This is a genomic window from Hydrogenophaga sp. SNF1, assembly GCF_034421675.1.
GTDB classification, from domain to species: Bacteria; Pseudomonadota; Gammaproteobacteria; order Burkholderiales; family Burkholderiaceae_C; genus Hydrogenophaga; species Hydrogenophaga borbori.
In genome coordinates, this window is sequence record NZ_CP139793.1 from 4,305,063 (window position 1) to 4,329,834 (window position 24,772).

23 protein-coding genes are annotated in these 24,772 nt (G+C 71.7%); 1 reads left to right on the forward strand and 22 read right to left on the reverse strand.

Annotated elements, in window-relative coordinates; translation table 11 throughout:
• Nucleotides 1-44 precede the first annotated feature (44 nt).
• The gene (locus SOM08_RS20580; protein WP_116960175.1) at nt 45-1,310 is read right to left on the reverse strand and encodes an NAD(P)/FAD-dependent oxidoreductase; all 1,266 of its coding nucleotides are present in this window, start codon (nt 1,308-1,310) and stop codon (nt 45-47) included.
• A gap of 115 nt (nt 1,311-1,425) precedes the next feature.
• On the opposite strand from SOM08_RS20580, the gene SOM08_RS20585 reads away from it, so the two are divergent.
• Nucleotides 1,426-2,100: a TetR/AcrR family transcriptional regulator gene (locus tag SOM08_RS20585; protein ID WP_322469636.1), complete on the forward strand. Its 675-nt coding sequence runs from the start codon at nt 1,426-1,428 to the stop codon at nt 2,098-2,100.
• On the opposite strand, the gene SOM08_RS20590 is transcribed toward SOM08_RS20585, so the two are convergent.
• The 21 genes from SOM08_RS20590 to SOM08_RS20690 all read right to left on the reverse strand — a co-directional run bounded on the left by SOM08_RS20590 (nt 2,042) and on the right by SOM08_RS20690 (nt 24,756).
• Nucleotides 2,042-3,595 (reverse strand): acyl-CoA synthetase, encoded by a 1,554-nt coding sequence (locus tag SOM08_RS20590; RefSeq protein ID WP_116960173.1) that lies wholly within the window; start codon nt 3,593-3,595, stop codon nt 2,042-2,044. The two genes, SOM08_RS20585 and SOM08_RS20590, sit on opposite strands and share 59 nt — an antisense overlap.
• 21 nt (nt 3,596-3,616) lie before the next feature.
• The gene (locus SOM08_RS20595; RefSeq protein WP_322469637.1) at nt 3,617-4,732 is read right to left on the reverse strand and encodes a hypothetical protein; all 1,116 of its coding nucleotides are present in this window, start codon (nt 4,730-4,732) and stop codon (nt 3,617-3,619) included.
• 5 nt (nt 4,733-4,737) lie between these two features.
• Nucleotides 4,738-5,193: a hypothetical protein gene (locus SOM08_RS20600; protein WP_116960171.1), complete on the reverse strand. Its 456-nt coding sequence runs from the start codon at nt 5,191-5,193 to the stop codon at nt 4,738-4,740.
• Nucleotides 5,190-6,266, reverse strand: coding sequence for a phosphotransferase family protein (locus SOM08_RS20605; protein WP_116960170.1), 1,077 nt, complete (start codon nt 6,264-6,266; stop codon nt 5,190-5,192). The genes SOM08_RS20600 and SOM08_RS20605 overlap by 4 nt, the downstream gene beginning before the upstream one ends.
• Nucleotides 6,263-7,570 carry a TRAP transporter large permease gene (locus tag SOM08_RS20610; protein ID WP_322469638.1) on the reverse strand — a complete coding sequence of 436 codons (1,308 nt, stop codon included), beginning with the start codon at nt 7,568-7,570 and terminating at the stop codon, nt 6,263-6,265. The genes SOM08_RS20605 and SOM08_RS20610 overlap by 4 nt, the downstream gene beginning before the upstream one ends.
• 1 nt (nt 7,571) lies before the next feature.
• Entirely contained in the window at nt 7,572-8,063 is a 492-nt protein-coding gene (locus SOM08_RS20615; RefSeq protein WP_116960168.1) for a TRAP transporter small permease, read from the reverse strand.
• A 3-nt stretch (nt 8,064-8,066) separates the two neighbouring features.
• Nucleotides 8,067-9,107 (reverse strand): TRAP transporter substrate-binding protein, encoded by a 1,041-nt coding sequence (locus SOM08_RS20620; RefSeq protein ID WP_116960167.1) that lies wholly within the window; start codon nt 9,105-9,107, stop codon nt 8,067-8,069.
• 348 nt (nt 9,108-9,455) lie between these two features.
• The gene (locus SOM08_RS20625) at nt 9,456-10,679 is read right to left on the reverse strand and encodes a CoA transferase (protein ID WP_322469639.1); all 1,224 of its coding nucleotides are present in this window, start codon (nt 10,677-10,679) and stop codon (nt 9,456-9,458) included.
• A gap of 1 nt (nt 10,680) precedes the next feature.
• Nucleotides 10,681-12,363, reverse strand: coding sequence for an acyl-CoA dehydrogenase family protein (locus SOM08_RS20630; RefSeq protein ID WP_245981053.1), 1,683 nt, complete (start codon nt 12,361-12,363; stop codon nt 10,681-10,683).
• A gap of 8 nt (nt 12,364-12,371) precedes the next feature.
• Nucleotides 12,372-13,688: a phytoene desaturase family protein gene (locus tag SOM08_RS20635; RefSeq protein WP_322469640.1), complete on the reverse strand. Its 1,317-nt coding sequence runs from the start codon at nt 13,686-13,688 to the stop codon at nt 12,372-12,374.
• A gap of 36 nt (nt 13,689-13,724) precedes the next feature.
• Nucleotides 13,725-14,579 (reverse strand): FAS1-like dehydratase domain-containing protein, encoded by an 855-nt coding sequence (locus SOM08_RS20640; RefSeq protein ID WP_116960164.1) that lies wholly within the window; start codon nt 14,577-14,579, stop codon nt 13,725-13,727.
• On the reverse strand, nt 14,576-16,093 hold the full coding sequence (locus SOM08_RS20645) for a 3-hydroxyacyl-CoA dehydrogenase (protein ID WP_116960163.1): 1,518 nt from the start codon (nt 16,091-16,093) through the stop codon (nt 14,576-14,578). Before SOM08_RS20645 ends, SOM08_RS20640 begins: the two co-directional genes overlap by 4 nt.
• A gap of 25 nt (nt 16,094-16,118) precedes the next feature.
• Nucleotides 16,119-16,901 (reverse strand): enoyl-CoA hydratase-related protein, encoded by a 783-nt coding sequence (locus SOM08_RS20650; RefSeq protein ID WP_322469641.1) that lies wholly within the window; start codon nt 16,899-16,901, stop codon nt 16,119-16,121.
• Nucleotides 16,898-17,692, reverse strand: coding sequence for an enoyl-CoA hydratase/isomerase family protein (locus SOM08_RS20655; protein ID WP_322469642.1), 795 nt, complete (start codon nt 17,690-17,692; stop codon nt 16,898-16,900). Before SOM08_RS20655 ends, SOM08_RS20650 begins: the two co-directional genes overlap by 4 nt.
• Nucleotides 17,693-17,697: 5 nt before the next feature.
• Complete coding sequence (locus SOM08_RS20660) at nt 17,698-18,900, reverse strand: acetyl-CoA acetyltransferase (protein ID WP_322469643.1); 1,203 nt, start codon at nt 18,898-18,900, stop codon at nt 17,698-17,700.
• Nucleotides 18,901-18,911: 11 nt separating this feature from the next.
• Nucleotides 18,912-20,375, reverse strand: a complete 1,464-nt coding sequence (locus SOM08_RS20665; RefSeq protein ID WP_322469644.1) for a 3-oxoacyl-[acyl-carrier-protein] synthase III C-terminal domain-containing protein — start codon at nt 20,373-20,375, stop codon at nt 18,912-18,914.
• Complete coding sequence (locus SOM08_RS20670) at nt 20,372-21,271, reverse strand: alpha/beta hydrolase fold domain-containing protein (RefSeq protein WP_116960158.1); 900 nt, start codon at nt 21,269-21,271, stop codon at nt 20,372-20,374. The genes SOM08_RS20665 and SOM08_RS20670 overlap by 4 nt, the downstream gene beginning before the upstream one ends.
• A gap of 116 nt (nt 21,272-21,387) precedes the next feature.
• The gene (locus SOM08_RS20675) at nt 21,388-22,128 is read right to left on the reverse strand and encodes an SDR family NAD(P)-dependent oxidoreductase (protein ID WP_116960157.1); all 741 of its coding nucleotides are present in this window, start codon (nt 22,126-22,128) and stop codon (nt 21,388-21,390) included.
• Nucleotides 22,129-22,953 carry an enoyl-CoA hydratase/isomerase family protein gene (locus SOM08_RS20680; protein WP_116960156.1) on the reverse strand — a complete coding sequence of 275 codons (825 nt, stop codon included), beginning with the start codon at nt 22,951-22,953 and terminating at the stop codon, nt 22,129-22,131.
• Between the two features lie 22 nt (nt 22,954-22,975).
• Entirely contained in the window at nt 22,976-23,467 is a 492-nt protein-coding gene (locus SOM08_RS20685; protein ID WP_116960155.1) for an aromatic-ring-hydroxylating dioxygenase subunit beta, read from the reverse strand.
• Nucleotides 23,467-24,756 (reverse strand): aromatic ring-hydroxylating oxygenase subunit alpha, encoded by a 1,290-nt coding sequence (locus SOM08_RS20690; RefSeq protein ID WP_116960154.1) that lies wholly within the window; start codon nt 24,754-24,756, stop codon nt 23,467-23,469. The genes SOM08_RS20685 and SOM08_RS20690 overlap by 1 nt, the downstream gene beginning before the upstream one ends.
• Nucleotides 24,757-24,772 lie beyond the last annotated feature (16 nt).

The following is a 24,772-nucleotide window of genomic DNA, read 5'->3' on the forward strand; positions in this document are numbered from 1 at the left end:
GCGAATTATGGTGCCTGGTTCCTGTCGACTCCCTGGGGAATACCCTAGATGGCGGGGACCGCCGAGGCGGTCTGCAGAAGGTCTTTCAGCGGCACCGACTCGTCGGCCAGGCGCGCCGCATCCACCGTGCAGGCCTGCGCCAGCGCGCGCTTGGCCAGCATGAAATCGGCGGGCCGGTTGATCGCGTCCACGGCCAGCAGGCGCTCGCCTGCCACATAGAAGGCGCTGAACGACTGCGTGGCCGGGTCGCCGCGCAGCACGCAGCGATCATGGCCCTGCGACAGGCCCGCCATCTGCAGCTTGAGCGCGTACTGGTCGGACCAGAACCAGGGCACGGCGCGGTTCGGCCTGGGCTTGCCGCCCAGCCAGGACCCGGCCGCGCGCGCCTGCTCCAGCGCGTTCGGCACCGACTCGATGCGCAGCTCGCGGCCGTAGAGGCTGCTGAACTGCAGCGTGCAATCGCCGGCCGCCAGTACGTCCGGATCGCGCGTGCGCGAGAACTCGTCCACCGCAATGCCGCCCTCTTGCGCCAGCCCGGCGGCGCGCGCGGCCTCCACGTTGGCCAGCATGCCCAGGCCAGCCACCACCAGGTCCACCGGCAGGCGCGCGCCGTCGCGGCAGACCACGGCGCGAACCCTGTCGTCCTCCACCTCGACCGAGGCCAGCTCGGTGCCGGTGCGCAGGTCCACGCCGGCGGCGCGGTGCACGCGCTCGTAGAAGGCCGAGACGTCCGGACCCGCGACGCGCGCGAGCACGCGCGGCTGCAGTTCCAGCAGCGTGACCTCGGCGCCCAGGCCGCGCGCCGAGGCCGCCACCTCCAGCCCGACATAGCCGCCGCCGATGATCAACACCCGCGCGCCGGGCCGCAGCTGGGCGCGGATGCCTTCGGCGTCGGCCATGCTGCGCAGGTAGTGCAGGTTGCGGGGCCGCTGGCCCGGCGCCAGCCCGGCGCAGGACAGGGGCCGGGGCCGCCCGCCGGTGCACAGCGCCAGCTTGTCGTAGGCCAGGGCGCTGCCGTCGGCCAGCACGAGGCGGCGGCTCGCGCGGTCGATGGCCTGCATGCGCGCGCCGGTCATCAGCTCAACCCGGGCCGCGTCGTAGGCGCTGCGCGGGCGCAGCAGCAGGCCGTCGGCGTCCACCTGGCCGGCCAGCCAGGCCTTGGACAGGGGCGGACGCTGGTAGGGCAGCACGGATTCCTCGCCCAGCAGGGTGATGCGGCCGGCCCAGCCGTTCTGTCGCGCCGACACCGCGAGCTCGCTGCCGGCGTGGCCCGCGCCCACAATCACCAGATGCTTGTGCGAAGTCTCCATGCTTACCCTGATGAGTGGTTGATCCAGGTCAATATATAGTCCGTCTCGTCGGTCTAAATATAAACAGCTTCGGGCCCGAGCGCAATGGGGCTGGACACACTTTCAAGGAGCAGCGATGACCAGAACGCGGGCGGACGACTACGAGGACAAGAAGGCCACCATCCTGGACAAGGCCGCCGCGCTGATCGCGCGCAAGGGCTTCGACCAGGCGACCATGCAGGACGTGGCGAAGGCCTGCGGCACCTCCAAGTCGCACATCTACCACTACTTCCCGAGCAAGGAAGAGCTGCTCTACGCCATCGTGCACGACCACATCACGCGCCAGGCCGAGGACCTGACGCGCATCGTGGCGCAAGCGCTGCCGGCCGAGGCGCGCTTTCAGCAGTTCGTGGAGAGCTTCATGCAGGGCGCGGCGCGCGAGCGCGACGAGCACATCATCCTGATGAACGACCTGAAGTACCTGCCGCGCGCGGAGCTGCGCACCATCCGCTCGCTGGAGAGCAGCATGACCGAGCTGCTCAACGGCCTGCTGGAGGAACTCAACCCCGGCCTGATGGAAACCGCGCGCGTGCGCAAGCCCTACGCGCTGCTGCTCTTCGGCATGATGATCTGGACCTTCAGCTGGTACCGGCCATCGGGCGACATCGGCCCGAAGGAGCTGGCGGCGCGCATCTCGCACCTGTTCGTGCACGGGTTCAAGGCAGGCGACGCGGGCGCTGTGGCGCAGCGCATCAGTTCACCGACCGCTTCTTCCCTTGCCAGTAAGGCTCGCGCAGCACGTTCTTCATGATCTTGCCCGCGCCCGACAGCGGCAGGGCCTCGCGGAACACCACCTGGCGCGGGCACTTGTAGTTGGCGATGAGCGTGTGGCAGTGGTCGATGATCTCCTGCTCGCTCACGCGCTGGCCGTCCTTGAGCGCCACCACGGCCATCACCGCCTCGCCCCACTTCTCGTCGGGCACGCCGATGACGGCGCACTCGCGCACCGCCGGGTGGGCGTGCACGGCGTTCTCCACCTCGCGCGAGTAGATGTTCTCTCCTCCGCTGATGATCATGTCCTTGACGCGGTCGACGATGGTGATGAATCCGTCCTCGTCCATCCAGGCGCCGTCGCCGGTGTGCATCCAGCCGTCGCGGATGGCGGCGGCCGTGGCCTCGGGCTTGTTCCAGTAGCCCAGCATCACCTGCGCGCCACGCACCGCGATCTCGCCCGGCGTGCCGCGCGGCAGCTCCTGGCCGTCGGGGTCGACGATCTTCACGTCCACGCCATAGGCCGCGCGGCCGGCGGCCTGGCGCTTGTGGGGGCCGTGCTCGCCATCGAAATGGAAACGCCAGGGCAGGCTCACCGTGAGCGCGGCCGTCTCCGTCATGCCATAGCCCTGGATGAACTCCCAGCTGGGCAGCTTGGCGATGGCCGCGGCCAGCACGGCATCGGGGATCGGCGAGGCGCCGTACTCGCAGTAGCGCACGCTGCTGAGGTCGTAGCGCTCGAAGTCCGGGTGGTTCAACATCATGTTGATCATGGTCGGCACGAACAGCACGTAGTTGACCCGGTGGGTCTGTATCGCCTCGAAGGCCAGCACCGCGTCGAATTTGGGCAGGCACACATGGGTGCCGCCGGCCAGCGTGAGCGCGAAGGCCGGGGACGCGCCGGCCAGGTGGAACAGGCCCGCCGAGTGCATGTAGCGCGTCTCGTCCGAGAAATGCAAGGTGGCGATCCAGTTGATGGACGCCGCGATGAAGTTCTTGTGCGAAAGCATCACGCCCTTGGGGTGGCCGGTGGTGCCGCCCGTGTAGTAGATGCCGCAGAGTTCGTCGTCGCGGCCGCATTCGTCGGCCATGGGCGGCGTGCGCGCGATCAGCGCCTCGTAAGCCTGCATGCCGGCGGGCGTGGGCGCATCGCCCATGTGCACCACCCGGTCCATGGGGTGGCCCTTGAGCAGTTCGGGCACCTGCGCCGCGAAGCCGTCGTCCACCACCAGGCCCGCGCAGCCCGCGTCCTGCAGGCTGTAGACGTTCTCTGGGATGGCCCAGCGCGTGTTCAGCGGCACGATCACCAGGTTCGCCCAGGCGGCGGCGAAGAACAGTTCGATGTAGTTGTCGCTGTTGAACGCCAGCACGGCCAGACGGTCGCCCGGCTGCAGGCCGAGCGCGCGCAGGCCGGCGGCCAGGCGCGGCACGCGCTCGCCCACCTCGGCCCAGCTGCGCTGGCGGTCGTTGTAGAGGGTGGCCGCGAAGCGGTGGCGGGTCTGCACCGCCCGCGTGAGCGCCTGTGTCAGCTGCATGTGTGTCTCCTGCTCCCGACTTTATAGCGCCGGATGCTTCTGCGGCAGCGGGTACTTGGGGTAACCGGCGGCCACGCCGTACTCGCTGATGCCGATGCCGGTCTCGCCATCCACGCTCACGCGCACCACGTGGTCGCCCAGGGTTCGGGCGCGTTCGCGGGTCAGCGGGTCGTCCAGGTTCCAGGCGTCGTGCGCCTCGGCGTAGGCACCCTTGTCGTCGCCGTGGTTCCAGCCGCCCCAGCCACCGTACAGCCCGCCCTTGAGGTAATAGCGCGCGGGCAGGGCCTCGACGCGGATCAGGCGCGAGCCGCCATCGGCAAAACCCAGCGTGAACTCGCCAGCGGCGATGGTCTGGCCCAGTGGGTCATCGGCCCATTGCAGCTCGTGCGCCACCGACGCGACCTCGCGGTGGCGCACGCTGCCGTCGGGCAGGCGTTGGAACTCGGCGCCCGACAGGTAGTAGGGCTGACCCGGCTCGCGCTCCTTGAGGAAGATCGACGCGCCCATGCTGGGCGTCTGGAACATGGACCAGGTCCAGAAGAACTTCTTGTGCGTCTGCATCGGGGGCGCGGCCCAGTCGGTGCGCATCTCGGAACGGATGCCCCAGGAGCGGTCGCGCTGACCCCACCAGCTGGCCGGCTCGACCGCGTGGCGTTCGCCGTTCACTTGCAGCCAGCCGCGCCAGCGGCCGAACTGGGCCACGCGCGCCAGGTCTTCCTCGACCGCGCCATCGCGCTCGCGCCGGCTCTGTTTTTCCTGCGCCGCGGGAAAGCTGGCCTCGAAGTCCAGCTCGAAGGCAATGCCCGAGGCGTTGTCGCGCAGCGCCAGGCGATGCAGGCGCTGCCCCTGCGCGATGTCCAGGCGCAGCGGGCCGACCGCCAGCTCCAGCGGGTTCGCGCCCAGGCGGCGCGAGGCGCGGAAGTTGAACTGCGTGCGGCCCACGGTGACACCGGCGAAGGCGTCCATGACGCCGCGGTTGGGGTAGTAGCCAAAGCCGACGTCGAGGATCAGCGGGCGGCCGTCGAGCGGGTGCGCGGTGTACCACCAGCGCTCGGTGAAGCGCGGATCGCCGTGGCCGGCCTGAGCGAAGGTGCCGGGCGTCTGGTGGCCGGGCAGGTCGTCCTGGGGGGTCAGCATGGGGTTCAGTCCTTCGGTGCAGCGGCCGTCATGGCGCTGAAGTCGGTGAGGGGGATGCGCTGGCGCTCCACGCGCAGTTGCTCGCGCAGCGCCTGGCGCAGGATGGCGTCGAGTTCGGCGGCCAGCGCCGGCCCCAGCGCGGGGCCGTTCGTATCGAGCCAATCGCTGAGCTCGCGCGTGCGCGCCTGCGCGGCATCCAGGCCGGCGGCGTCGCCACCCGCCGGCAGCACCAGGCCGGCGCGCGCGGCGCATTCGGCGAAGCGCCGATGGCCTTCGCGCAGCGCCTGGGCCTGGGCTTGCAGGGCCTGCGGGTCCCACACGGCCATGCCGGCGAGCTTGCCGAGGATGTCGTTCACGGCGGCCAGCTGGCCGCGCGCGAAGTCGCTGCTCAGCTCGGGCGCCACCGCGTCGCTGAGGGTGCGGCGCAAGGCCTCGATCAGCCGTCCCAGGTCGGTGGTCATGGCGTCACCTCCGCGCCGCGCGATTCGGCGGCGGCCTCGCCGATCAGGCGATTGAGTTCCAACAGCGTGGACGCGACCTGAAAGCCCATGGAGGCCATGCGGATGTCGCGCGCGCGCCCACTCTGCACGCGCTGCGCCGCGCTCAGCAGCATGGACGCGCTCTTGAACAGGCCCAGCACCTCGTAGTAGCGCCAAGCCACCGGGTCGGGCGTGAAGCCGGCCTGGCGCGCGTAGCGCTCGACGAAGGCCTGGCGGTCCATGAGGCCGCCCACGCGACCGGTGCCGCCCGAGAACACGCGCAACGCGGCCCAGGCCAGGTCCTCGTGCGGATCGCCCGCGTGCACCAGCTCCCAGTCCAGCACGGCGGTGATGCGGCCGTCCCGCTGCAGGAAGTTGCCCACGCGGTAGTCGCCGTGCACGATGACCACGCGCGGCGCGGCGGGCGCGTGGCGCAGCAGCCAGCGCATGGCGTGGTGCAGCTGCGGCGGCGCGTGCGCGGCGTCGTCGCCGAAGCCGGCATGGCGCCACCAGTGCAGGGTCTGCTCGCGCGCCACCGTGGCGGGGTCGACCTCGCCCCACAGGCGCTTGAGTGGCGTGGCGCGCCAGTCCACGCGGTGCAGCGCGGCCAGGCCGTCGCTGAAGTCGCGCGCCAGGCTGGCGTTGTGTTGTTCGCCGCGCGCCTCGGCCGCGCCCTTCCAGGGCATGGGCGTGTCACCATCGACACGGCCGGTGACCAGGAAGGGCGCGCCGATGACCGAGGGGTCGTCGCTGAACGCGAACACGCGCGGCACCGGCAGCGAGGCCAGGCCTTGCAGCGCTTCCAGCGCGCGGTACTCGGGCTCGGCGCGGTAGGGCGCGAGCAGGCCGCGCGGGTCGCCGATGCGCAGGATCAGGTCCAGCGGCTCGCCCCCGTCCCCAGGCGTGGCGCGCAGGCCCAGGGTGATCCAGGAGAAACCCGCCGGAAAGCGGCGCCAGCCGTCCAGGCGCAGCGGGCGGTTCAGGGCGCGCGAGAGAAAAGGCGCGAGTCGGCGCTCGAGCGTGTCCGCCGACAGGTCCAGGCTGGGCTGTTTCATCCGCCGGTGCTCTTGAACAACAGGTTGGGCAGCCACAGGCTGAGCGCGGGCACGGAGGCGATCAGCAGCACGCGCAGCAGGTCGGCCGTGATGAAGGGCAGCACGCCGCGCACGATGGACCCCATGGCGATGTCGGGCGTCACCGAGCGGATCACGAACAGGTTGACGCCGATGGGGGGCGTGATGAGGCCGATCTCCACCACCACCACGATCAGGACACCGAACCACACCGGGTCGTAGCCCAGCGCCGTGACGATGGGAAAGAAGATCGGCACCGTCAGCAGGATCATGGACAGGCTCTCGAGCACGCAGCCGAGCACCAGGTAGATCGCAATCATCGCCAGGATGACGCCGAAGGGCGACAGGCCGCTGCCCTGCACCATGGCCAGCAAGCCCTCGTGCACGCCGGTGATGTTGACGAACTCGCCGAACAGGGCCGCGCCCAGGATGATGGCGAACATCATGGCCGAGGTGCTCGCGCTGTCCACGAAGATGCCGCGGATCTGCGCCAGCGTGAGGTTGTGCCGCGTGAGCGCGAACAGCAGCGCCGCCGTGGCGCCGATGCCCGAGGCCTCGACCGAGGTGAACAGGCCGCCGTAGATGCCGCCCATGACGATGCCGAAGATCGCCACCACGGGCCACAGCGTGCGCACCAGCCCAGGCACGTCGATCGCCAGGCGCTCGCTGTTCACGGGGGCCTGCGAAGGGTCGCGCCAGACCAGGTAGCGCACCGCCAGCAGGTAGCCGACGACGGCGATGAGGCCCGGCACGATGCCGGCCGCGAACAGCTTGCCGATGTGGGTCTGTGTGGCCACGCCGTACACCACCATGATCACCGAGGGCGGGATCAGAATGCCCAGCGTGCCGCCGGCCGCCACGGCGGCCGAGGCCAACCGGTCGCCGTAGCCCAGGCGGCGCATCTCGGGAATGGCGACCTTGCCCATGGTGGCGGCCGTGGCCACGCTGGAGCCGCAGATGGCGCCGAACGCCCCGCAGGCCGCGACCGTGGCCATGGCCACGCCGCCGCGGCGCCGGCCGATCAGCGCCTGCGCGGCGCGGAACAGGTCGCCGGAGATGCCGGCGCCCGCCACCAGATTGCCCATGAGCACGAACAGCGGCAGCACGATGAGCGTGTAGACCAGGGTGCTGTCGCGCGTGATGGTGGCGGCCATGCTGAGCGCGGGCGTCCAGCCATTGAGCACCACCACGCCGCCGAAGCCCACCAGCCCGAGGGCAGTGGCGATCGGCACCTGCAGGAAGATCAGCGCGAAGGCGACCAGGAATCCAAGGGAGACCGCGAGCATCTCAAGCCCCGTGATCGGCGCAGGCCGCGTCGTCGCGCCAGGCGCCGAAGGCCTGCGCCAGGAACACCAGCGCGCTCAGGCCCGCCAGCGCCGCCATGCCCCACAGCACCCAGGCCGTGGGAATGCCAAGGATGGCCGAGGCGTCGCCATAGCCCGCAGAACGGATGGCCTGGCGGCCACAGGTCCAGGCGATGACGCCGAACAGCGCCGCGCCCACGCCGCCCGCGAGCAGGCGCTGGGCCGCGCGCGCCGCGCGCGGCAGCGGCACCAGGTCGACCACGATGTGGCCGTGCCGACGCGCCAGCACGGGATAGAACACGAACACCATCAGGCCGAGCAGCACCTCCATCACCTCCGTGCCCCAGGGCAGCGGGCTGTTGAGGAGGTTTCGGCCGGCGACGTCGATGAACACGATGGCCATGAGCGCCAGCAGGCTCAGCGTGCCCACCGCCGTCAGGGCGCGTTCGAGGCGTCCTTCCCGTGCGCGCGCCATGCCTTACTTCCCGCGCGAGGCCGCGGCCACCTCGGCGCGCAGCTCGTCCAGCAGCTTCTGCGGATCGGCCACGCCCTTTTTCTTGGCCTTCTCGATCCAGTCCTTTTCGACCGGCGCGAGCACCTTCTTCATTTCGTCCACCAGCGCGGGCGACGCGGTCTCCACGCTCTTGCCCGCCTTGCGCAGGCCGTCGAAGGCCGCGCGATCGCCCTTGGCGTAGGCGGCGCCGATCTTGGCGGCGAAGGCGTCGCCGCTGATGCGCGTGATGGCCTCCCGGTCCTCGGCGCGCAGCGACTTCCACTTGTCTTCGTTGATGCCCAGCACCAGCACGGTGTTGTAGATGGCGCCCGGCACGATGGTGGCGTAGGGCACAAGGTCGTTGAGCTTGAAGGCGGGGATGGACTCGGGTGGCATCAGCGTGCCGTCGAGCACGCCGGACGACATCAACTCGTAGGTCTCGCTCACCGGCTTGTTCACCGGCACCGCGCCCAGCAGCGTGAGCGCCTGCGTGGCGCTGGGCTGCGGGCTGCGGAACTTCAGGCCCTTGAAGTCGGCGATGCTGCGCAGCGGCCGCTTGTTGTTGAACAGCTGGCCCGGCGACACCACGTAGACCGACAGCGGGTGCACGCCCTTGAACTCGCCATAGCTGGCGAGGTGCTTGCGGAAGAAGCGGTCGGCGAGGGGCGCGAGCACCTCGGGGTTGTCGCTCACGAAGGGCATCTGCAGCGCCTCGAGGATGTCGAAGCGGTTGGGCGTGTAGCCCGGAATGAAGACCACCAGGTCGGCCTGGCCGTCGCGCGCCACGTCGAACTGCGCGGGCAGCGTGCCCACCACCTTGGGCAGGGTGTCGATCTTCACGCGGCCGGCGGTGACCTTCTCCACCTCGGCGATCCAGGGCTCGATCACCTCCATGCGCATGGCCTGGCCCACCGGCAGCCAGTTGGAGTACTTGATGACCGTGGTCTGGGCGGACGCGGGCGCGGCGGCCGCGAAAGCGCCGATCAGCGCCAAGGCGCCGACGAGGCGGCGGGTGCGGGAAATCATGGCGGGTCTCCTAGGTGTTGGCGGGACGGAAAACGGCGCAGGACAGCCTGCGCTGCACGGTCTCAATAATAGTCCGACGGGACGGTATATGAGAAGGGTTTGTGTGTGGTGATCACTTGGGGTTTCCCCTGTCTGTCAGACAGAAGGCGTCAAGGGCATCCCGCGCAAGGTCCGCGACCGCGCCCAACGCCTGTGGCCTCTCGGCTGCCAGCGTGCTTGGCGTGTCAGCTGCGTCGCTGGCCGACGCCCCGCCGCAGCGCACGCCGGGGCCTCGGCCCGTCCACGCGCAGCAAGGCACCCCGGACCCTCACCCCGCCAACCCGCAGAAGCGGCCATGGTCATGGCCTCTCAGCTCCCGGCCGCGCGCACGACACCCCGGTCGTGCAGGCGCCCGAACTGCGCGGCATCGATGCCCAGCACCTGCGTGAGCACCTCCTCGGTGTGCTCGCCCAGGCGCGGCGCGGCCTGCACCGGCAGTCGCGGCACGGCGCCGAAGTCCAGCGGAATGCCCGCGGCGAGCATCTCGCCCACACCCGGTTGTTCCACCCGCTGAAACAGCGGGTTGGCCGGCGAGCATTCGGGGTCGCGCACGAGCTCGGCCACGGTCTGGTAACGGCTCCAGCACACGCCGTGCCCCTCGAAGGCTTGCGCCACCTGCGCGAACGGCCGCGCACCGATCCAGGGGCCGATCAGTTCGGCCAAGGCCTCGCGCGCCTTGAAGCGCTCGCCCTCGTGCGAGAGGTCCACCCCCAGCCGGGCGCCCAACGCGTCCACCGCCGCGCCCAGCCCCATGGCCTCGACGAGGGAGCGCCACTGCCGGGGGGTGAGGCCCACCACCATCACGCGCTCGCCGTCCTGTGTGACGAAGTCGCGGCCGAAGGCACCGAACAGCGCGTTGCCATGGCGCTCGCGCGGCTGGCCCTGTTGCGCCTCGGCGATGAAGCCCAGGTGCTGCATCACCGCCAGCCCCACGTCCTCGAGGGCCAGCTTCACGTGCTGGCCCTGGCCGGTGCGGCGACGGTGGCGTTCTGCGGCCAGCAGGCCCACGGCCACCATCTGGCCGGTGATCAGGTCCCAGGCCGGCAGCACATGGTTGACGGCGCCTTCGCCGTCCACAGGACCCGTCACGTAGGGCAGGCCCAGGCGCGGGTTGACGGTGTAGTCCACGGCCGAGCCGCCGTGGCGATCGCCCATCAGCGTGAGCTGGATCAGGTCCGCCCGCTTCGCCTTCAGGGCCTCGTGGTCCAGCCAGCCGCGTGGCGGGAAATTGGTGAGGAACAGTCCCGCGTCCTCGCCGGGCGCGCAGGCCAGGGCCATGGCGATCTCTCGGCCCTCGGGCGAGGCCAGGTCCAGCGCCACCGAGCGCTTGGACTTGTTGAGCCCGCACCAGAACAGGCTGGTGTTGTCCCGGGTCACGGGCCAGCGGCGGTAGTCGAGCCCGCCGCCCAGGGCGTCGATGCGGATCACGTCGGCGCCCATCTGCGCCAGCGTCATGCCGCCCAGCGGCGCGGCCACGAAGGCCGCGGCCTCTACCACGCGCAGGCCGCTCAGGATGCCCTTGGGCTGAGCCATCTCAAGCCCCCGCCGGCGCGATGCCGAGCGCGCGCTCCATGAGGCTTCGCGCCACCACCTTGAGCGCCAGCGTCTCCTCGGCGCCCTCGAAGATGGAGAGCACGCGCGCGTCGACGAAGTAGCGGCTCACCGGCGTCTCTTCGGCGTAGCCCATGCCGCCGTGCAGCTGCAGGGCCTCGCGCGTCACCAGCTCGGCCGAGCGGCAGGCCAGCAGCTTGACCAGGCTGGCTTCCATGCGGCCGTGGCCGCCGTCGACGATGCCAGCCACGGTGTAGGCCAGGCGGCGGCAGGCCGCCAGCCGCGCGCCCATGCGGGCCAGCTTGGCCTGGGTGAGCGCGAAGTCGGCCAGCGGCGCGCCGAAGACCTGGCGGTCCTGCGAGTAGCGCACGGCCGCGCGCAGGGCCGCGCGCATCACGCCGCAGGCGCGCGCCGAGGTCTGCATGCGCCCGCCCACCATGCCCGCGAGCGTGTAATAGAAGCCCTTGCCCAGGCCGGCCTCGCCGCCCACCACGTGGGCGTCGGGCACGAAGTAGTCCTGGAACGACAGATCGAAGGAGTGCATGCCGCGGTAGCCGATGGTGGGAATGGCGCGGCCCGTGAGCGTGCCGCCGCCGTCCTGTTTCACCTCGAATTGGTGCGTGTCCACCGAGGGCTTGTCGGCCAGCAGCACCGACAGGCCCTTGTGGCCCAGCGAGCGGTCGGGGTCTGTGCGCGCCACCACCATCAGCACGCCGGCCTTGCCGGCAAAGGTGCACCAGGTCTTGGCGCCGTTGAGCAGCCAGCCGCCGTCCACGCGCGTGCCCTTGAGCTGGCAGGCCGCCAGATCGGAGCCGCAGTCGGGCTCGGTCATGGCGATGGCACACAGCGGCTCGCCGGCCGCGAGCCGCGGCAACCAGTGCGCCTTCTGCCCGTCGGTGCCGCCCGCGATCAGCGCGCGCGTGAGGATCTCGGGCCGCGTGATCAGGCTGCCCGCGGCCGCCAGCGAGCCTTCGGACAAGGCCTCGGTCACCACCACCATGAGCAGGGTGTCCTCGCGGTCGTCGGGTGCGCTGCCGCCGAAGCGCTCGGGAATGGCCAGGCCGAACACACCCATCTCGCGCATGGGCTGCAGCAGCGACTCGGGCACGGTGAGGTCGTGCCGGTGGATGGCCTCGGCCTGTGGGGCCACCACCTCGGCGGCGAAGCGGCGAAAGGCGTCCTGCGCGAGCGCGTGGGCCTCGTCGAGGGCGATGTCGCCGACCAGTCCCTGGGCCTCGATCACGCCCCGGCCCGCGGCCTGCAAGGCCTCGGCGCCGCCCGCGGCGCGGCGCAGCGCACGCCACTCGGGCGCCGCGCGCAGCGCGTCCACCGCCGCCGGGTCTTCGCCGGTCTCGGCGAGCATCGCGTCCAGGCGGTCGAGCAGCGAGACCACCGCGTCCACCGTGAACACCAGCGCGAGCTGCGCGTCCAGCGGGTCGCTGGCGGGGGTGAGCGCGGCGATGGCGGTCTCGGCGGCCAGCAGCTCGGCACCGGCCCAGGCCATCTCGAAGCTGGCCACCTGCACCTCGTCCAGGCGCCGCGCACTCAGGCGGCCGTTCTCCAGGCAATGGCGCGCCAGCACCTGGACACCCGCGTCGAAGAGCGAGCGCAGCCGCGCCAGCACGGACGAGGCGTCGGCGAGTGGCCGTTGCAGGGCGTTGTTCATGTCGCGCATCATGCGGCCTGGCCCACGCCGAGCAGGCCCAGCGCCTTGTGCGCCGCCTCGCGGCCGGTGTCCACGCAGGCCTGCGTGCCGCCACCGCCGTAGTCCTTGACGGCATCGCCCACGTTCCAGAGGTTGGGCAGCGGCGTCTCCTGCGGCAGGTCGAAGCCGGCGCAGGAGCGCTGGGCCGGCCACTCGCCGCGCATCACGCGGATCGAGAGGATCTTGGCGTCGGCGAAGCCGGGGAACTCGTTGCGCAGGTCCTGCAGGCCCAGCTCGGTCTCGGCCTTCTCGTCGAAGTCGCCCAGGGCCGGCTTGGGCACCACGTAGGCCACGTACAGGTGCCAGCCCGGCGGCGCCATCTCGGGGCACATCGCCGTGAGCTCGCCCATGTTGCACAGCCGCTCGGTGTTGGCGAAGGTGATGAGGCCGGGTTGGTCGATCAGGCGCTGCCGGGTCGCGAAGTTGACCACGATGTTCGCGGCCGGGCGCAGCACGCGCCGGGCCTTGGCCACGTAGGCCTCGCCCAGCGCCGCCTCGCCGGCCAGCGCGATGGTGGCAGCCGGGCCAACGTTGCTGATGACCACCCGCGCGTCGATGCGTTTCGTCACCCCGTTGCGCTCCACGTCCACGCCCATGGCGCGGCCGTCGCTGACGTGGATCTTGCGGACCGGCGCGTCGAGCCAGATCTCGCCGCCCTTGGCGCGGATGCCGGCGCCCAGGTCGTTCCACAGACCGATGGTGCCGCGTGGGCAGAAGCCGAAGCGCTTGAAGGCGCCCTTGAAGGCGAAGTAGGTCAGGAAGGCGCGCGCCGGCAATTCGTCGGCGTTGGCGGCCCAGATCGCCGCGCAGAAGTTGCGAAACAGCCGGTGCACCGTGGCGTTCTTGGTGAACTTCTTGAGCCAGTCCTCGGTGCTGAGGGCTTCCTCGGGCAGCTCGGCATTGCCCTTGCGCACGTCGCCGAAGCTCGCGCCGATCTTGGCCGCGGCCTTGGTGAGGCCGCCAAGGATGAGGTTCCAGCCGCCGCCCTTGCTCGGGTCGATGATCTTGCCGTCGATGCGAAACACGGTCGCGGGCTGGGGTTCGCGCACGTCCAGCGGCACGCCCAGCAGCTCGAAGGTCTGCTCGAAGCCGCTGCCGCGCTCGATGGCGATGGCGCCGCGGTTGACGATGAAGCCGTCGATCTCCTCGCTGGAGGCGCGGCCGCCGAGGCGGTCCTGCGACTCCACGATCAGCACCTTGCGGCCGGCGGCCACCAGGTGGGCGGCCGCGCTCATGCCGCCGGCGCCGGCGCCGATCACGACCACGTCGTAGGGGGGATGGGTCATCTGTTGGTCTCCTGTGGAAGTTCGTGTGCGGGCCGCTCAGCGCCAGCGCAGCGTGGCGCTCATGCCGACGAAGCCCTGGGGGTCGCTGGTCCAGAGCGCGGCGCCGTCGGCCCCGGCGTTGAGGCGGCCGTTGAGGCGCAGCGCGCCGGTGTCGAAGGCGGGGCGCTGGGCGCGAAAGCCGAAGTGCGTGGGCACCGCGCCGGGCCGCTCGCGTGCGGCCAGGTCGAGCAGCAGCGTGGCCAGCAGCGGACCGTGCACGACCAGCGCGGGGTAGAACTCTTCGCGCGTCGCGTAGTCGCGGTCGTAGTGGATGCGGTGGCCGTTGTAGGTCAGCGCGGAGAAGCGGAACAGCATCACGGGGTCGGGCACGAGGTCGCGCCGCCAGTCCGCGTCGGCGGGCGCGGCCTCGCCGGGCGGCAGCGGCGCGGGCGCGGTGGGCGCTTCGCGGTAGACGATGTGCTGCCGCTCGCTGAGGCGGGGCTGGCCGTCCTGTTCCAGTTCGTGCGCCACCGTGACAAACACCAAGGCACCGGCCTTGCCCTGCTTGAGGTCCACGCTGCGCACGGTGGACGTCTTGCGTGCCACCCGGCCCAGGCGCAGCGGCTCGTGCAGCGTGAGCTCACCCGCCGCCCACATGCGGCGCGGCAGCGGCACGGGCGGCAGGAAGCCGCCGCGGCGGGGGTGGCCGTCCACGCCCGTGCCCTCGCGGCTGGGCGCGTCGAGGAAGTAAAGCCAGTGCCAGGGCAGTGGCAGGGCATCGCCTTCTTGCGGCCTGTCGCTTCGGTCCAGCAGGCCCGCCAGCGCCTGCGCCGGGAAGGGGTCCAGGTGCTGCTCGCGGGTCTCGCTGCGGCCCACCCATTGGCGCAGGTGCTCGAGGTCGACCCCGCTCATCGCTCGGCCTCCGGCGTGGTCAGCGGCAGGCCCAGGGCCACGCGGCGCTGCAGCCAGGCGCTGGGGCGGTAGCGCGGGTCGCCGGTGGCGGCCAGTTGCGCGCGCAGCACCTCCAGCAGGCGCGCCGCGCCGAGCCGGTCGCCCCAGCCCAGCGGGCCCTGCGGGTAGCCCAGGCCCAGACGCACCGCGTCCTCCAGGTCGGCCACGCTGGCGATGCCGCGCTGCGCGATGTTGGCCGCGATGTTGACGATGGTGGCCATCACGCGCTGCGCGATGAAGCCGGGGCTGTCGTTGATCAGGGTCACGGCCGTGCCGTCCTTCGCCAGCAGCGCGTGGGCCGCGTCGCGCGCGGCCGGCGAGGTCACCGCCGTCAACATCAGCGTGCGGCGCAGCGCCAGCGGCGGCAGCGGGTCCACGGCGGCGCAGCGGGTGGCGTCCAGGCCGAGCCGCAGCGCCGCGCCGGTGGCGTCCTCGCCCCAGGGCATCACGAGGCACAGGTCGGCGTTGCCCGGACCGTCGACGAGGCGCGCGCCGGCCGCCACCACGAGACCCCGCAGGCCGTCGGCGCCGCTCGCGGCCGGGTCCACCCACACCGCCAGCGCCTCGGGCAAGGGGGGCAGCGGCCGGGCCGGCGGGCGCTGCGGCTGGCCGTCCACGTAGCGGTACCAGCCCTCGCCGCTCTTGCGGCCGAACAGGCCCGCGGCCACGCGCGGCGGCACCAGGGAGGACGGCCGAAAGCGCGGCTCCTGCTGGAACTGCTCGTAGATCGAGGCCATCACGCGCGAGGACACGTCCAGGCCGGTGAGGTCCAGCAGTTCGAAGGGCCCCATGCGAAAGCCCAGGGCCTCGCGCAGCACGTCGTCCACCTCGGCCGGCGTGGCCACCCGCTCCTCGACGATGCGAAGGCCTTCGGTGTAGAGGCCACGCCCGGCGTGGTTGATGAGGAAGCCCGGCTGGTCGGCCGCGACCACCGCGCGGTGGCCCGCGCCTTCGGTGAGTTCGCTCAGGCGCCGCACCACGGCCGGCGCGGTGCGCACGGCGGCGATCACCTCGGCCACCTTCATCAGCGGCACGGGGTTGAAGAAGTGCAGGCCCGCCACGCGCTCGGGCCGCTGGCAGGCGGACGCGATCTCGGCCACGGTGAGCGACGAGGTGTTGCTCGCCAGCATGGCCTGTTCGCCGAGCAGGCCCTCGAGCTCGCGAAACAGCGCGCGCTTGACCGCCAGGTCCTCCACGATGGCCTCGATCACCAGCTCGCAGTCCGCGAGATCGGCCAGGCGGGAGCAGGCCTTCAGGCGGTGCCTCGCCCGTTCATGGTCGGCGGCCGCCATGCGCCCCTTCTCCACCGCGCGCGCGAGCATGCCGTCGACATGCTCGATGGCCTTCGTCGCCGCGCCGGGCTGCGCGTCGTGGCAATACACGGTGTGGCCGGCCTGCACGAAGAGCTGCACGATGCCGCGGCCCATGGTGCCGGCGCCGACGACGCCAATGGTGGTGGGGGGAACAGTCGCCATGGGGAATGGAACAGGTGCGCCGCGTTCAGCGGCCGTTGAACTGCGGCTTGCGCTTGTCGAGGAAGGCGCGCATGCCCTCGGTCTTGTCATCGGTGTCAAAGAGCAGCAGGAACTCTCGGTTCTCCAGCGCCAGCGCGGCGTCCAGTGGCAGGTCGGCGCCCTGGCGCAGCACGCGCTTGGTGGCTTCGATGGCCTTGGGCGGCATACGGGCCGCCTTGCGCGCGAGCTCCAGCGCGCGCGCCAGCGACTGGCCCTCGGGCGCGAGTTCGGCCACCAGCCCGAGCTGGAAGGCGCGCTCGCCCGTCAGCGGCTCGGCCGTCATGAGCATGAGGCTGGCGACCTGCTTGCCCACACTGCGCACCAGGCGCTGCGTGCCGCCGGCGCCGGGCATGATGCCCACGGCCAGTTCGGGCTGGCCCAGGCGGGCGCTGGCGTCGGCCACGATGAAGTCGCACATCAGCGCGAGTTCGCAGCCCGCGCCGAGCGCGAAGCCGCTGACCGCCGCGACCACGGGCTTGCGCGCGTTCGCCAGCGGCGCCCAGTACTGGCCGAGGTCGATGGCGGCCACGTCCTGCGCGCCCTTGTCGACCAGCAGGTTCAGATCGGCGCCGGCGGCGAACACGCTGTCGCCGCCGGTGATGACGATGGCCCGGATGGCGGCGTCGGCCTCGAGAGCGCGCACGGCGGCGGCGATGGCCGTGCGCATGCCGAGGTCGAGCGCGTTGCGCTTGTCGGGGCGGTTGAGCGTGAGCACGCCCACCGCACCTTCACGCGACAGGCGCACCGGCTCCTGGGGGGCTTCGCTCATGCGCGGTCTCCGGGGCGGTGAATGAAATCGGGGGCGCGTTTCTCGCGAAAGGCCGAGAAGCCTTCGCGGAAGTCGGCGCCCAGCAGGCAGGCGGCCTGGTCGTCCTGGTCACGCTGGAGCTCCTCGGCCAGCGTGGCGCTGGGGTGCTGCAGGCGCTGCTTCATGCGGGCGAAGGGCTCGGCGGGCAGCAGGGCCAGCTCGCCGGCCAGGGCCACGGCGCGGTCCATCACCTGCGCGTCCTCGCACAGCTCGTCGGCCAGGCCCAGGCGCAGCGCCTCTTCGCCACGCACGGGCTCACCGCCGCAGAGCAGGCGGCGCGCCACCGGCAGGCCCACGCGGCGCGGCAGGGTGAGCAGCTGGCCCCAGTCGGGCACCAGGCCGATCTTGAGGAAAGGAAAGAGCACGCGCGCCTCGCGCCCGATCACGATGCGGTCGGCCAGCAGCGACAGGCCGACGGCCGCGCCCGCGGTCACGCCCTCCATGGCGGCCACCACGGGCAGGCGCAGATCGGCCACGCGCTGGCAGACCTGCTGCACATGGCCCAGGCGAGCGCGCGCCTGCGCCTCGCTCAGGCCCAGCATGCTGGGTACGTCGCCGCCGGCGGAGAACACGCCTTGCACGCCGCCGATGACCAGGGCCCGCACCGACGCGTCCCGGACCAGGGCGTCGAGCCGATCGATGAAGCCTTGCCGCACGGCCTCGTCGATGGCGTTGCGCTGCGCCGGGCGGTTGATGCAGAGGCGCGCCACCCGCGGCGCGGGGTGGTCGAGCAGAACGACAGGCTCGCTCATGGCGCTCAGACCCCTTGCAGTCCGACGATGGAGACCGAGCACACGTTCTGCGACGGCTGGCCGCCGAGGTTGTGGATCAGGCCGGTCTTCGGGTCCGCGAGCTGGCGCGCGCCGGCGCGCCCCTGCAGCTGCAGGTAGATCTCGTAGAGCATGCGGATGCCGCTGGCGCCCACCGGGTGGCCGAAGCACTTGAGGCCGCCGTCGATCTGGCAGGGCACGCGGCCCTCGGCGTCGAAGGCGCCGTCGAGCACGTCGTACACGGCGCGGCCCTCGTCGGACAGGCCCAGGTCTTCCATGGTCACCAACTCGGTGATGGAGAAGCAGTCGTGCACCTCGGTCATGCTGATCTGCTCGCGCGGGCGCTCGATGCCGGCCTCGGCGTAGGCGCGTTTCGCGGCGACGCGCGCGGTGTGCACATAGCTGCCGTCCCACTCGCTGGACTGCAGCTCCCAGCCGTTGGACACCGCGACCTGCAGGGCCTTGAAGGTGACGAGGTCGGTCTTGCCCAGGCTGCGCGCGATCTCCGGCGTGGTGACGATCACGGCGGCCGCGCCGTCGGACACGCCGCAGCAGTCGAACAGGCCCAGCGGCGCCGCGATGGTGGGCGCCTTCAGGCACTGCTCTTCGGTGATGGGCTTCTGCAAATGGGCCTTGGGGTTCTTGGCGCCGTTGGCGTGGCTCTTCACCGAGACGTGCGAGATCGCGCGCTTGAGCAAGGCCGCGTCGATACCGTGTTTGGCGCGGTAGGCGCTGGCGAGCTGCGCGAAGTTGGCCGGTGCCACCGCGTTCGGGTACCACTGCGGGATGTAGGTGCCGACGGTGGCCATGGGCAGGCCGCCGTAGCCGGTGTCCTTGAGCTTTTCCACGCCGAGCGCGAGCGCGATGTCGCAGGCGCCCGCGGCCACGGCGTACACGGCCGCGCGGATGGCCTCGGAGCCGCCGGCGCAGAAGTTCTCCACGCGCGTGATGCCGATGTTGGGCAGGCGCAGCGCGATGCCCATGGGCGTGCCGCCGCGTCCCGTGCCCACGTCGTCCATGTGGGTGGAGAACCAGGCCGCGCCGAGCTGGTCCGGCGCGATGCCGGCGTCGGCCATGGCCTCGTTGTAGGCCTCCAGCATGAGGTCCTCGGGGCTGGCGTCCCAGCGCTCGCCGAATTTGCTGCAGCCCATGCCGAGGATGGCGACCTTGTCTTTGATGCCTTGTGCCATGCGGTTCTCCTTCAGGTCTTGGACGCGCCACGCACCGGGGTGGCCTTCCAGAAATACCGCGTGAAGCCGCGGCGCTCGTCGACGTCCTTGACGCGGAACACCATCTCCATGGCGGTGCCGCTGTCCACCTCGCCCACCTCCAGATCGGTGAAGTCCATGAGGATGCGCCCGCCGCCCTCGAAGTCGATCTGGCCGTAGTGGTGCGGCGGCGCCGGGTGCCAGGACAGGTACTCGGCCGACCAGCTCAGGATGCGCGCGGGCCGGTCGGCCAGCGGGTGGGGCTTCTGCGTGTCCTGCAGGGGCCGGGCGTCGTACGTCAGGCGCGAGGGCGGAAAGTGCACGCTGCCCGTCACCTCACAGCGCCCGGCCACCAGGGCCTGCAGCGCGCGGTGGTGGCGCCAGGCGGTCGACAGCGCGGTCTTCTTGTCCTGCTCGCCGCGCATGCCGCGTTCCAGCTGCAGCTGGCCCTTGAAGGAGAGGAAGCGCGTGTAGTGGCGTTCTTCCACGCCGCGCGCCAGCCATTCGCTCACGCCGCGCGCCGGCTTGAAGCCATCGATGGCCTCGGTGACACGGAACACCAGGGCCTGCGCGCCGCTGCCGAACTGCGCCAGCACGATGCGCTGGCCGGGCCGCGCGCGCTCCAGCAGGTGGGCGAGCAGCAGCAGGCCGTGTGGCACGCCACTGTCGCCCACGCAGTCGCCCAGGTTGGGCACCACCGCCTCGGCGCGGATGCCGCAGGCCTTGGCCAGCTGCTGGTCCATCTTGGCGAAGGTGGTGGGGAAGATGAAGTGATCGACCTCGGCGGCGGCCACGCCGGCCTGGGCCAGCGCCGCCTGCACCGCGCGCGGCACCAGCTTGGCGATGCCCTCGTCGCGCACCCAGCGCTCTTCCCAGTGGTAGTCCAGGTCCTCGCCGGCGGCGCGGAAGTGGTCCACGAAATCGGCCGTGACGGTGCCCGCGCCCAGGTACTCCGCGAGCACGTTCTGCGTGCCCACCAGCAGGGCGGCGGCGGCGTCGCCGTACTCCAGCTCCTGCGCGCTGGCCGCGCGCGTGCGCCGGTTGTCGGCCGCCAGCACCAGGGTGTCGCCCCCGCCGGCCGCCACGCGCGCCACGGCCTGTGTGAAGGCCGAGAGCGCCGCGCGCTGCGTGCCGCCCAGGTCCAGGGCCTCGATGCCCTCGTCGAGATCGAGCGCACCGGCCACCACGCCGGCGTTCAGGCGCTCGGCGAAGGGCAGCGTGTCGCTGGCCAGCAGCAGCGCGCGCACGGTCGAGCGCTCGCGCGCGCTGGCCGGGCCCAGGCAGTCGCGCGCGGCGGCCACGGCCAGGGTGATGCTGTCCTCGTCCCAGTGGGCGAAGGCGCGCGTGCCCTTGCGGCCACCGAACTGCGGGGCGTACCAGGCGTTGGCCTGCGCCGCCGCCTGGCGCGACAGGCGCAGGCGCGGCACGTAGCCGCCATAGGCGGTGATTCCGATCATGCTGAGGTGTCTCCGGAAGTGGCGCGCCCCAGGTGGGACGCGAGGAATCGGCCGCCCTCGTCCAGCGCGTCGCGCGCCTCGGGCAGCTCATGGGGAAATTGCTGGAACACGTGAACCATGCCGGGCCAGACCTGGCAGCGCGCCTGGCCACCGGCCGCGTTCACGCGGCGCGCGAAGGCCTCGGAATCGCTGAGCACGGTCTCGCGGTCGCCCACCTGCAGCAGCAGGGGGGGCAGCGCGGCCAGGGCCTGCTCGTCGGCGTAGAGCGGCGAGACCAGCGGGTCGCGCGGATCGCCGTCGGGGCCGAGGGCGTTGCGCGCCATCGCCAGGATCATGGGGCGCTGGTGGATGGGGTCGGCGCTGGCGCGGGTCTCGTAGCTCTCGCCGGTGGCGGCGAGGTCGGTCCAGGCCGACAGGAGCAAGGCCGCGGCCGGCAGGGCGTCGCCCCGGCCGTGCAGCGCCAGCAGCGCGCCCAGGGCCAGGCCGCCGCCCGCCGAGTCGCCCGCGAGCGCGGTGTCGCGCGCCGCGAAGCCCTGGCCGCGCAGCCACTGCAGCACGGCCAGCGCGTCCTGCAACGGCGCCGGGTGGCGGTGCTCGGGCGCGAGGCGGTAGTCCACGCCCAGCACGCGCGCGCCAGCGGCGGCCGACAGGCGCGCCATCAGCTCGCGGTGCGAGCGCAGCGAGCCCACCTGGAAACCGCCGCCGTGGAAATAGACGATGGCGCGGTCGGTGCGCGCGCCGGGCGCGGTGATCCAGGCGCAGGGCACGCCGCCCGCGATCAGCGGCTCGAACGCGGCCTCGCCGGTGGCGTCGAAGAGCCGGTCCCAGTCGGCGCGCATCTGCGCCACGGGGGTGTCGCGGCGCCAGCGGCCATAGACCGCTCTCACGCGGGCCATGACGGTCTCGACCGACGACGGCGACGAGGTCCGATCCGGCGCCGGGGCGCTCCCAGCCGGACCGGTCCCCCCGGCGGTCGGCGACCCGCGCCGCGGCTCAGCGTGGGGGTCCTGTGTCATGCGCCGCACCCCATGCCACCCGAGACGCCCAGCACCTCGCCGGTGACATAGGCCGCGCCCTCGGAGGCGAGGAACGCCACGGCCGAGGCCACCTCCTCGGTGCTGCCCAGCCGGCCCGCGAGCGTGGCCTGGGTCATGCCCTCCATGAGCTTGTCGCCACCCTGCGCCACGGCCTGGCGCAGCAGCGGCGTGTCGATCGGCCCCGGCGCCACCACATTGGCCGTGATGCCCTTGCGGCCGTTCTCGCGCGCGATGGAGCGCGTGAAGGCGATCACCCCGCCCTTGGCCGCCGCGTACACCGAACCGCCGCGCGAGCCCAGCCGGCCCGCTTCCGAAGCCACGTTGACGATGCGCCCGAAGCCACGCGCCTGCATGCCCGGCAGCACCGCGTGCGTGGTGTTGAGCACGGCCTCCAGGTTCACCGCCAGCAGGCGGCGCCAGTCGGCCGGCGTGGTGTTCGTGAAGAAGGCGTGCTGGTCCACGCCCGCGTTGTTCACCAGCACATCGAAGGGGCCCTGTTCGGCCACCACCGCGTGCACGCGATCGAAATCGCAGACGTCCAGCGCCACGGCGCGGGCGCCGATCGCTTGCGCGAGGCGCTGGGCGGCCTCGGCCTGCCGGTCGGCGATGAGCACGTCCAGGCCATCGGCCGCGAGGCGGCGCGCGATGGCCTCGCCAATGCCGCTGGCGCCCCCGGTGACCAGTGCGCGCCGTCGCGCGGTCTTGTCGGCCGCCATTCAGCGCCCCGTGAAACGCGGCGCGCGTTTCTCGATCACCGCCGACAAGCCCTCGCGCGCGTCGGCCATGCCGGACAGCAGGGCCTGGATGTGGTTTTCCTCGGGCATGGCCGCTTCCACGCCCTGGCCGATGCCGTTCCACAGCAGGCGCTTGGTGTTGGCCAGCGCGGCCGGCGCACCGGCCGCGAGCTGGCGCGCGAGCGACCAGGCCTCGTCCATCAAGCGCTCGTCGGCCACCACGCGCGTGACCAGGCCCATGTCCTTGGCCTCGGCCGCCGTGATCGTGGGGTTGAGCATCAGGATCTCCATGGCGCGGCGAAAGCCCACGAGCTGCGTGAGCGTGACCGACACGCCGGCGTCGGGCACCATGGCCACGCGCGTGGCGCCGGCCAGGAAGCGCGTGGACTCGCCGGCCACCACGAAGTCGGACGAGCACACCAGGCCCATGCCGCCGCCGCCGGCCGCGAAGCCCTGCACCGCCGCCACCACCGGCGGGTTCAGCCGGATCAGGGCGGCCGTGGCGAGCTGCAGCAGCGCCGTCGCGACGCGGATGTAGTCGGGCAACGCCTCGCCTTTCGAAAGAAAGGTGTGCACGTCGCCGCCGGCGCAGAAGTGCTGGCCCTCGCCCGTCAGCAGCACGGCACGCACGCGGCCTTCGCCGTGGATGCGCAGCACCGCTTCGTGCAGCGCGCGCAGCAGCTCGACGTTCAGGCCATTGGCGGCCTCGGGCCGCGCCAGCCGCAGGTGGGCCACGCCGTCGGCGTGCAGGTCCAGGCGCACCGGGCCCTCGCCCACCAGCACCTCGGGACTCGTTGGCTTGCTCATGCAGTGTCTCCGTTTGGCGGCGTCAGATCAGGAAGGCCATCGAGTACAGCGCGTCCTGGTTGTTCACCAGGTTCACCGTCTTGCGCGCCATGCGCAGCTGGCCATCCATGCGGCGCAGGCGGTACTCGGTGCGCGCGGCCCAGAGCATGTCGCCACGCGTCTGGTTCTCGAAGATCAGCACGTTGCTGCCCACGCTGAGTTCGCGGCCATCGTCCTCCAGCACCTCGATGTTGGAGATCAGGCGGCGCAGGCGCGACTGCGGCGTCTGGCTGAAGCGCTTGCCGGTGTGGAACTGGCGGATGCGCAGCGCGATGCGCGAGCGGTTGTCGTAGATGATGGACATCACCTTCTCAGGGTCGCCACCGTCGCCGTTCGCGGGCACCCAGTACACGCCATCGTCGGTCCACAGCGACTCCCAGTCGTCGTAGCGGTGCTCGTCCTGCAGGCGCGCTTCGCGGTAGACGAACTGCGTGACGTCTTCCAGCGTGGCGCGTTGTTCGGTCGTCATGGGCATCACGCGGCCTCCATGGTGGCGCGGTAGTGCCGCCAGATGCCACGGCTGGGCACCTCGTCCGTGTTGTCGCCGATCAGGAAGCCGTCGGCGTCGCGGCGCTCGCGGTGCTTGCCCCGGCCCAGGAACAGCCACTCGGGATTGCGCATCCGCACCCCCATCTGGGTGCGCTCGTACATCTCGGCGTCGTCGGCCAGCAGGAAACCCGCCGGGCCCACCGATCCCATGGTCTGCTGGCGCATGCGCCGGTTCAGGTCGGGCGCGCCCTTGAACTGCAGCGCGGTCACGTGTTGCACGGTCTCGTCCACCGACAGCGGCTGGATCACGAAGATCTGGATCTCCGCGATGAACAGGTTCGGGTAGATCATGATGTGCGGCGTGCCGTCGATCATGATCTTGCGCGCCCGCTCCTCGCCATAGGCGGCGTTCATCTTTGCCGTGTAGTCGGGCAGCTTGTCGGCCGTGGTGCCGAACCAGGACAGCGGCACGTCGCGCTTTCGGAACTCCGGGCGCAGGTCGTTCTCGGTGTGGCCGTTGCCGAAGTCGCGCGACACCGCCGTGGACTCGGCGCTGTAGAGCGAGCCGATGCCACTCTGAGCCACCTCGAAGATGGAGGCGTGCACGAAGGACGGGTGGTAGCCGTCGGTCTCGTTCTCGACCAGGAACTTCCAGTTGGCCTTGACCTTGTGCTTGAGGAAGCCTGCGGTGATCTCCACCTCGCCCTCGGGCGAGGTCTCGCACAGCGCGTCGATGGACTTCATGGCCGCGCCCAGGTGTTCCTCCAGGCTGGGGCCTTCGGCCGCCATGGAGCCGAAGACGAAGCCGCGGTAGCTGGCCACGCGCGCGACCTTGCCCAGACCGTAGTCGCCCCGGTCCACGCCCTCGTAGCCCGAGGGAAAGGGCCAGCCCTTGAGCGCGCCGTCGTTGGCGAAGGTCCAGCCGTGGTAGGGGCAGGTGAAGGAACGCGCGTTGCCCTGCTCGGTCATGCACACGCGGTTGCCTCGGTGGGGGCAGCGGTTGTGCAGCAGGTGGATCGTGCCGTGGCGGTCGCGCGTCATGATGACCGGCTCGGGACCGATGGACTTCATGACGTAGTCGTTGGCGTTCGGCACCTCGCTCTCATGCCCCACGTAGACCCAGGTGCGGAACCAGATCTTCTGCAGTTCGGCCTGGTAGATCGCGGGGTCGGTGTACAGCGAGCCGTGCACGTGCTCGTCGCGCACGAGCTGGTCCCAGCGCGGCTCGGCGGCGGGCGCGCTGGCGATGGGAATCACGGGGGCGCAGTGGTCCAATTCGGGGTCCTCCGTT

What these genes read in the sequence shown, in the direction of transcription:
- SOM08_RS20645 (WP_116960163.1), bottom strand. Translation starts at nt 16,093, where the DNA reads ATGGCGACTGTTCCCCCCACCACCATTGGCGTCGTCGGCGCCGGCACC.
- SOM08_RS20650 (WP_322469641.1), bottom strand. Translation starts at nt 16,901, where the DNA reads ATGAGCGAAGCCCCCCAGGAGCCGGTGCGCCTGTCGCGTGAAGGTGCG.
- SOM08_RS20625 (WP_322469639.1), bottom strand. Translation starts at nt 10,679, where the DNA reads ATGGCTCAGCCCAAGGGCATCCTGAGCGGCCTGCGCGTGGTAGAGGCC.
- SOM08_RS20635 (WP_322469640.1), bottom strand. Translation starts at nt 13,688, where the DNA reads ATGACCCATCCCCCCTACGACGTGGTCGTGATCGGCGCCGGCGCCGGC.
- SOM08_RS20580 (WP_116960175.1), bottom strand. Translation starts at nt 1,310, where the DNA reads ATGGAGACTTCGCACAAGCATCTGGTGATTGTGGGCGCGGGCCACGCC.
- SOM08_RS20675 (WP_116960157.1), bottom strand. Translation starts at nt 22,128, where the DNA reads ATGGCGGCCGACAAGACCGCGCGACGGCGCGCACTGGTCACCGGGGGC.
- SOM08_RS20595 (WP_322469637.1), bottom strand. Translation starts at nt 4,732, where the DNA reads ATGCTGACCCCCCAGGACGACCTGCCCGGCCACCAGACGCCCGGCACC.
- SOM08_RS20630 (WP_245981053.1), bottom strand. Translation starts at nt 12,363, where the DNA reads ATGAACAACGCCCTGCAACGGCCACTCGCCGACGCCTCGTCCGTGCTG.
- SOM08_RS20640 (WP_116960164.1), bottom strand. Translation starts at nt 14,579, where the DNA reads ATGAGCGGGGTCGACCTCGAGCACCTGCGCCAATGGGTGGGCCGCAGC.
- SOM08_RS20590 (WP_116960173.1), bottom strand. Translation starts at nt 3,595, where the DNA reads ATGCAGCTGACACAGGCGCTCACGCGGGCGGTGCAGACCCGCCACCGC.
- SOM08_RS20600 (WP_116960171.1), bottom strand. Translation starts at nt 5,193, where the DNA reads ATGACCACCGACCTGGGACGGCTGATCGAGGCCTTGCGCCGCACCCTC.
- SOM08_RS20680 (WP_116960156.1), bottom strand. Translation starts at nt 22,953, where the DNA reads ATGAGCAAGCCAACGAGTCCCGAGGTGCTGGTGGGCGAGGGCCCGGTG.
- SOM08_RS20620 (WP_116960167.1), bottom strand. Translation starts at nt 9,107, where the DNA reads ATGATTTCCCGCACCCGCCGCCTCGTCGGCGCCTTGGCGCTGATCGGC.
- SOM08_RS20665 (WP_322469644.1), bottom strand. Translation starts at nt 20,375, where the DNA reads ATGATCGGAATCACCGCCTATGGCGGCTACGTGCCGCGCCTGCGCCTG.
- SOM08_RS20585 (WP_322469636.1), top strand. Translation starts at nt 1,426, where the DNA reads ATGACCAGAACGCGGGCGGACGACTACGAGGACAAGAAGGCCACCATC.
- SOM08_RS20670 (WP_116960158.1), bottom strand. Translation starts at nt 21,271, where the DNA reads ATGGCCCGCGTGAGAGCGGTCTATGGCCGCTGGCGCCGCGACACCCCC.
- SOM08_RS20655 (WP_322469642.1), bottom strand. Translation starts at nt 17,692, where the DNA reads ATGAGCGAGCCTGTCGTTCTGCTCGACCACCCCGCGCCGCGGGTGGCG.
- SOM08_RS20660 (WP_322469643.1), bottom strand. Translation starts at nt 18,900, where the DNA reads ATGGCACAAGGCATCAAAGACAAGGTCGCCATCCTCGGCATGGGCTGC.
- SOM08_RS20605 (WP_116960170.1), bottom strand. Translation starts at nt 6,266, where the DNA reads ATGAAACAGCCCAGCCTGGACCTGTCGGCGGACACGCTCGAGCGCCGA.
- SOM08_RS20610 (WP_322469638.1), bottom strand. Translation starts at nt 7,570, where the DNA reads ATGCTCGCGGTCTCCCTTGGATTCCTGGTCGCCTTCGCGCTGATCTTC.
- SOM08_RS20685 (WP_116960155.1), bottom strand. Translation starts at nt 23,467, where the DNA reads ATGCCCATGACGACCGAACAACGCGCCACGCTGGAAGACGTCACGCAG.
- SOM08_RS20615 (WP_116960168.1), bottom strand. Translation starts at nt 8,063, where the DNA reads ATGGCGCGCGCACGGGAAGGACGCCTCGAACGCGCCCTGACGGCGGTG.